The organism is Micromonospora echinofusca (assembly GCF_017614955.1).
Lineage (GTDB): Bacteria > Actinomycetota > Actinomycetes > Mycobacteriales > Micromonosporaceae > Micromonospora > Micromonospora echinofusca_A.
The window spans coordinates 1-6,626 of record NZ_WVUH01000371.1 but is presented as its reverse complement, the minus strand read 5'-3'; the positions used below and the strand labels follow the sequence as shown (position 1 = coordinate 6,626).

5 protein-coding genes are annotated in these 6,626 nt (G+C 71.6%); all 5 read left to right on the top strand.

The window, feature by feature from the left end:
- Window positions 1-285 precede the first annotated feature (285 nt).
- Window positions 286-1,758, top strand: a complete 1,473-nt coding sequence (locus GSF22_RS28645) for a helix-turn-helix transcriptional regulator (protein WP_051611166.1) — start codon at window positions 286-288, stop codon at window positions 1,756-1,758.
- On the top strand, window positions 1,755-2,297 hold the full coding sequence (locus GSF22_RS28640; protein ID WP_046569670.1) for a flavoprotein: 543 nt from the start codon (window positions 1,755-1,757) through the stop codon (window positions 2,295-2,297). Before GSF22_RS28645 ends, GSF22_RS28640 begins: the two co-directional genes overlap by 4 nt.
- 432 nt (window positions 2,298-2,729) lie before the next feature.
- Entirely contained in the window at window positions 2,730-3,968 is a 1,239-nt protein-coding gene (gene fxlM, locus GSF22_RS28635) for a methyltransferase, FxLD system (protein WP_043330488.1), read from the top strand.
- A 23-nt stretch (window positions 3,969-3,991) separates the two neighbouring features.
- Entirely contained in the window at window positions 3,992-4,129 is a 138-nt protein-coding gene (locus tag GSF22_RS28630) for an FxLD family lanthipeptide (RefSeq protein ID WP_082159628.1), read from the top strand.
- Between the two features lie 68 nt (window positions 4,130-4,197).
- Window positions 4,198-6,626 (top strand): lantibiotic dehydratase (locus GSF22_RS28625; RefSeq protein WP_208816923.1); only part of this gene is annotated, 2,429 nt, incomplete at its 3' end.

Sequence of the window (6,626 nt, the reverse complement as noted above, 5' to 3'; positions counted from 1 at the left end):
CCCGCATGGTCACGATCGACACCGACCAACACGTCACCGACCAGACCGACCCCGCCCCGATCGCCGCATAACATCAGACCGGATCCCGCGATGGCCGTCTCTTACACCACTCGCGCGGACGCGACCCCGGTTTTCGACACAGGCGCCCTCTCTGCCAGGCCAGCACGCCATTCGCACCAGCTCCACGCCCAGGTCGCGTGCGATCCGCTAACGTCGAATCGCCGTGCGTCGGGGCGCCGCAACAGTCGGCTCGACGCAGGTCGATGCGAACGGAAAGGCGAGCCCATGATTGATCGCCAGGATCTTCAACAGGCCAGGGACGATCTCGGCCGTAAGCTCGCCGCCCTGCGTAGGTCGAGGGGACTCATTCAGGAAGCCCTCGCACGCCAGGTGCACACGACGCGCAGCACCCTGGGAATGGTCGAGCGGGGCCGGCAGGTCGTGGACCGGATCTTCTGGCTGCAGTGCGACACCCTGCTGGACGCCCAGGGCGAGCTACTCGCCGCCTACGACGCCTACCGACACCTCCAGTCCCGGTTCCAGGCACAGCAGGCCGAGGCGGCACAGCGGGCGCGGTGGGGAGCGGTACCCGAGGCGGTGATGGCAGCCGGCGAGGCCACAGGCGAAAGGTACGGCGAAGTCGGCGACAATCGACGCCCGCCGGACCGGTTCCACGGCGAGCGCCCGGAGGCGGGCCGCACCACACGAACCGGGCAGGTCTCAGTCGTCAACGCGGTAGCAGGCCGTGGCGAGGAAGCCGACCACGATGCCAGGTCGCGACTGCTGGCCGAGCTGCGCCGGCACCTGCTCGCACCTGCCGCACCGAAACAGCCGGTCGAGCCTCTCACGCTTTCGGAGGTCCGTCAGCGGGTGGCCCATCTCCATAGCCTTTACCAGCGTGGCAACTATGCCGAGGCGGTCCGGGCGTTGCCCGACACGTTCGAGCAGGCGAACCTGTTGACCCGGACCTGCACCGGCACGCAGCGCGCCCTGGCCGTCGGGTCGCTGGCGGCGGCGAATCTCGCCGCCGCCAAACTCACCGTGAAACTCGGCGATCCCAGCCTTGCCTGGGTGGCGGCGGACCGTGCCGCTCGTGTCGCCGCCGAGCAGGCCGAGGATGTTGCGCTCGTCGCTGCGGCGGCGTTCTCGGTGGGTACTGCGCTGCTGGCGATGCCGGACCGCGTCGGCGATGCCGAGGAGGTGGTGCTGGCCGCTCTCGATGGTGTGACGGACACGAGGGACTCCGCGTCGACGGGTCCGCGTGTCCTGTCGGCCCACGGGGCGTTGACTCTGCTCGCGGCGCTGATCGCCGCCCGGCAGGCCCAGCCCGCCGCTGTCGAGCGGCACCTCGACGACGCGAACGCCCTGGCCCGGCGGCTCGGCGCCGATCGTAACGACCTGTGGACCGGGTTCGGTCCGACGAACGTGATGATCCACCGCATCAGCATCGCCGCCCGAACGGACCAGCCTCAGCTGGCGATCCACCTTGGAGAACAGCTCGACACCTCGTCGCTGCCGGCGGCCCTGGTGAGCCGCCGCGCCCGGGTCCACCTCGACCTCGCCGCCGCCTACGCCTGCTCGCCCGGCAACGATCCCGCAGCCGTGCTGCACCTGCTCGAAGCCGAACGCATCGCGCCGCAGACGGTGCACGTGCACGGCCGGACGCGCCATCTGATCGGCGACCTGCTCACCCGTGAGCGGCGCGCCGTCACCCCCGGCCTGCGGGCACTCGCCGAACGCGCCGGAATCGCCGCGTGACGTCCGGATCCGCGAATGCCCGTCTGCTCTACCTGGTGGTCTGTGCCGCGCCACCGGCCCGCCGCATCGTCGAGCTGGTCGAGGCGGTGCGGCGCGACGGCTGGGATGTGTACGTCATCGCGACCGAAACCGCGCACACCTGGCTTCCCAACGATCGGCTGGCCGCCGTTACGGGCAGGCCCGTCAGCTACCGGCAGCGGCATCCTGACGAACCGAGCGTCCTGCCACGCGCCGATGCCGTCGCGGTCGTTCCGGCGACGTTCAACACCATCAACAAGTGGGCCACCGGCATCAACGACAGTCTGGCCCTCGGCATCCTCAACGAAGCTCTCGGCGCAGGCATGCCGATCATCGTCTCCCCGTACGTCAAACCCACCCTCGCCCGCCACCCCGCGTTCGACGCCCACCTGCGGCTCCTCGCCGACCACGGCGTACGCCTCACCGCCACCGAGGCGCTGCGACCAGCTCACGACGATCAGCCCTTCCGCTGGAACGTGATCCTCGACGAACTCCACAGGCTGTCCGCCCGCCTGTCGTAGTCGGCCCCCGAGAGGCGCTGGGGCCGGTCTGACCGTGTCGAAATCCCGTGTCGAGGGTGTTCGACACGGTCAGACCGGCGTTGAGTGGTGGACATGACCGCTCGGCGCCCGCCGCTCAGGGGTCCCCGGCACCGCCCAACCCGAGGGGAGTTGATCCGTGTGACCCTGTACCGCAGTTTCTCGCCGCTGCCGAGGAATCCGGGACCGCTGGTGGCCGGGACGGCTCGGACCTCACGTTGACTGCGGCTTGATCGAACCCGGGCCGCCTTGCGTCGCCTTGCCGGTTGGGCACCCGGTGAGTTCGGCCTGCGTCCTGCCCAGCAGGGGAACAGTCCTCGGGCGTCTGAGGCCGTGTTCGTCCTTGGCGGATAACGGAAAGTGCGGGCCGTCCGCAACGGCGGCGGTCCTGACGAACAGGAGAGTGACGCGCACATGAGCGTCGACACGATGAGCAGCGACGACCTCCGTGACGCGATGGTCGACCAGCTGGTCGCTGACCATGCGGCCAAGGGGCTGACGATGCGGCCCGAGGTCGAGGCGGCACTGCGGGTGGTTCCCCGCGAGCTGTACACGCCGGGTGTCCCGATGGAGGAGGCGTACCGCAGCGACACCGCGGTCGTCACCAAGCGGCTCGGTGATGAGACCGTCAGTTCGGTGTCCGCGCCGTGGCTGATCGCGGAGATGCTCGGGCAGGCGGCTGACGCCCTCACCGGTGGCCTGCACGGCCGGCACGTGCTGGAGATCGGATCGGGCGGCTACAACGCGTCGCTGCTGCGCGAGCTGGTCGGGCCGTCGGGTTCGGTCACGACCGTGGACATCGACCCGGAGGTGACCGAGCGGGCGGTGGCGTGTCTGGCGGTGGCAGGTTACGGCGATGTCAGCGTGGTGTGCGCGGACGCGGAGCAGCCGATCGACCTGGGGCGCTGCTACGACCTGATCATCGTGACGGCCGGGGCGTGGGACATCCCCGCGGCGTGGATCGCGCAGCTCGCCGAGGACGGCGTGCTGGTGGTGCCGCTACGGACGTTCGGGATGACCCGGTCGTGGGCGCTGCGCCGGGTCGGTGACCGGCTGGTCAGCCACAGCCAGCGCCTCTGCGGGTTCGTGGCGATGCGGGGCACCGGAGCCCACGAGATGCGGTATGTCGACATCGCCGCCGGTGTCCACCTGCGGCTGGATGAGGGCCAGCAGGTCGACCCGGAATCGGTCGGTGGGCTGCTGTCGCAGCCGCAGGAGCAGGCATGGGCAGGGGTGGGCCTGCCGCCTCGTAGCGTCCTGGCCGACCTGGACCTGTGGCTGGCGGCCCGCCTCGCCGATGAGGTCGACCAGTTCGTGGTGCTCTCGGCGCAGCAGGAGGCCGTCGACGCCGGCATCGTCGCCCCTGCCTGGCGGTTCGGTACGCCCGCCGCCCTGCACGAGGGGACGTTCTCCTACCGGTCGACGCTGCGCTGGACCGACGACACGTTCGACCTCGGCGCCTGCGCTCACGGGCCCGACGCCGCCGCGGCGGCGGGACGGATGGCCGGGCACATGCGCGCGTGGGTGGACGCTGGCGAGCCCTCTCCGGTGCTGCACGTCCTACCCGCAGGTACTCCCGACGGCGCCCTGCCGGCCGGGACGGTGCTGGACAAGCGACACAGTCGCCTCGTCCTCACCTTCACCTCCGCATAGGAAGGAACACGCGAGTGGAGACCATGGAACTCGAGGAGTTCGACCTGGACATCACCCTGGTGGACGCCGGCCCCGCTGCCAGCGGGTACGCCACCAGCACCGACGACGGCTGCGGCTCGGGCAACACGGGCTCGAACGCCTGTTCCGGCGGCAGCAAGTAACCGTCCCTGACGATCCACCCCGGGCCCGGCGTCGCCAGCGCCGGGCCCCCGTCTTCGAGGGTGCGTTCATGTTCCCCACGGCCGGTGCGGCGCTGATCAGAGTTGCCGCCTACCCCAGCGGTCTGACCCTGCCCGCGTGGCCCGACCTGACGACGGATCAGCCCGAGCAGTGGCGGCAGTGGCTGGCCGCAGTGTGGGCGCTGCCGGGATTCGCCACCGCCGTCGCCGCTGCCACACCCCAGTTGGCCGAACAGATCACCCGGACCGTGGCCAGTGCGCCGACCACCGACCGCCGGTTCGGGCGCATGGTCGACTCGACGGTCCGGTACCTGCTGAGGTGGACCACCCGGGCGACACCGTTCGGCACCTTCGCCGGGGTGGCTCCGGTCGAGTTCGGCGCCCGCGCATCGGTTCGGTGGGGCGAGGCGCATCAGGTGGTGACCCGCCCTGACGGGACGTTCGTCGCCGAGCACACCGGGCGCGCCGAGCAGGACCTGGCGGCGCTGCGCGACGTCGCGGTGGTGACGAACTCGGTGGGGTACCAGCGCGGCGAGGTGTGGGTGCTGCCCTGCCTGCGCGGCGACGGCGACCGCAGGTGGGACATAGAGATCCGTCTGACCAGGCCGGTGCGGGCGGCGATCCGCGCGGCGCGTTCCCCGGTCATGTTCGGTGACCTCGCCGCCCGGGTCGCCGGGCCGCTGCCCGCCGCTACCGGGGCGGCCGAACGGATGTTGGCGTCGCTCGTCCAGGCGGGTGTCCTGCTGTCGGCGCTGCGGCCGGCGACGACTGTCACCGACCCGGCCTCCCACCTGGCCCGTCACGTCCCGATGCCCGATCCCGGCGACCGGGTCGCGGTCGACCTGCGTGTCGACGCCTCGGTGACGCTGCCACCGGCGGTGCTCCACGAGGCGGCCCGTGCCGCGTCGACGCTGGTGGCGGTGGCAGCGCCCCTGCCGGGATGGGCGGAATACCACGGCGCGTTCATTCAGCGGTGGGGCCCGGGCGCGGCCGTGCCGTTACGCGACGTCCTGAACGTTCTGGGCTTTCCCGCCGGATACCGGGGTTCCACCCGGCGTGTACCTGCGGTGTTCACCGCCCGCGACCGGCTCCTCGCGCAGCTCGCCCAGCAGTCGGCGCTGAACGACTGTACGGAGGTGATCCTCGACGACGAGCTGACAGGCCGCCTACGAGGAGATGACGACCGGCCGCCGATCCCACACACCGAACTACGGTTCACCCTCGCCGCCGCGACCCCACAGGACCTGGACCGAGGCGCGTTCACGTTGACGGTGGTCAGCGGAGCCCGCCACGCCGGGGTCGCCGCCGGCCGGTTCCTGCACCTGCTTTCTCCCGCCGAGCTGGCGTCGTTCCAGCACGTCTACCGGAACCTGCCGACCGCCCTGCCCGGCGCGGACACGGTGCAACTGTCCGGCCCGCCGCTGGATGCCCGCTTGGCCGCGGTCGCCCGGACACCTGCGGTGCTGCCCGTCCTGCCCGTCGGCGACTTCCACCCGGACCCGCCGTGGACGCTCGCGGACCTCGCGGTGACCGGCGACGGCCAGCGGCTGTGGCTGGTGTCGCGGACCTCCGGGCGACCGGTCGAGCCGCTGCTGCTCAACAGCGTGCTGCTACCCGACCTCCAGCAGCCCCTGATGCGGTTCCTGACCGAGATCTGGACGGCGTGGACGGCTCCGTGCAGCCGATTCGACTGGGGGCACGCGCGTAGCCTGCCGTTCCTGCCACGCCTGCGACGCGGACGCAGCATCGTGCACCCCGCCCGCTGGACCATCGACCGGACCGCGCTCCCCGCCCGCACCCTGGCATGGTCCCACTGGCGCGACGCCTGGCAGCGATACCGTGAACAGCACCGGCTCCCGGACGAGGTCCTGGTCGGCGCCGACGACGTGCAGGTACGTCTGGACCTGAACGACAACACCCACCTGGCAGTACTGCGCCGGCACGTCGACCGGCACGCCCGCACCACCCTCACCGAGGCTCCCGGCCCGGCCGGCTGGATCGGCGGCCGACCCGCCGAACTCCTCCTCACCCTCGCGCACACCCGTCCGGCCACCCACCCGAGCCGACCAGCGCGGGCCGTGACCGCACAACAGCATCGGCCCGGCCAGTCACCGTGGTTGGAGGCCCGCCTGTACGGCCGGCTCGACGACATCCTCACCGACCTCGCCCACCGGACCGGCAACCTCCCGGCGGCGGGCTGGTGGTTCCTCCGGTACCCGGACCCCGAGCCCCACCTGCGGCTACGCATCCCACTCCAGGACACCACCTTCGCTGCCACCGCCGCATGCCTCGCCGAATGGGCGCAACAACTGGAGCACAAACGCGTCCTGCACGACTACAGCCTGCACACCTACCGGCCCGAGACCCGCCACGGCACCGGCCCCACCCTCACCGCCGCCGAAGCGGTCTTCGCCGCTGACTCCCGCGCCACCCTGCAGCGGCTGACCGGCGACCGCCAGGCCAGCACCGCCGCCACCAG

Bases quoted from the DNA above. Each gene is read 5' to 3' on its own strand.
- GSF22_RS28630 (WP_082159628.1), top strand. From the start codon at position 3,992: ATGGAACTCGAGGAGTTCGACCTGGACATCACCCTGGTGGACGCCGGC.
- fxlM (WP_043330488.1), top strand. From the start codon at position 2,730: ATGAGCGTCGACACGATGAGCAGCGACGACCTCCGTGACGCGATGGTC.
- GSF22_RS28645 (WP_051611166.1), top strand. From the start codon at position 286: ATGATTGATCGCCAGGATCTTCAACAGGCCAGGGACGATCTCGGCCGT.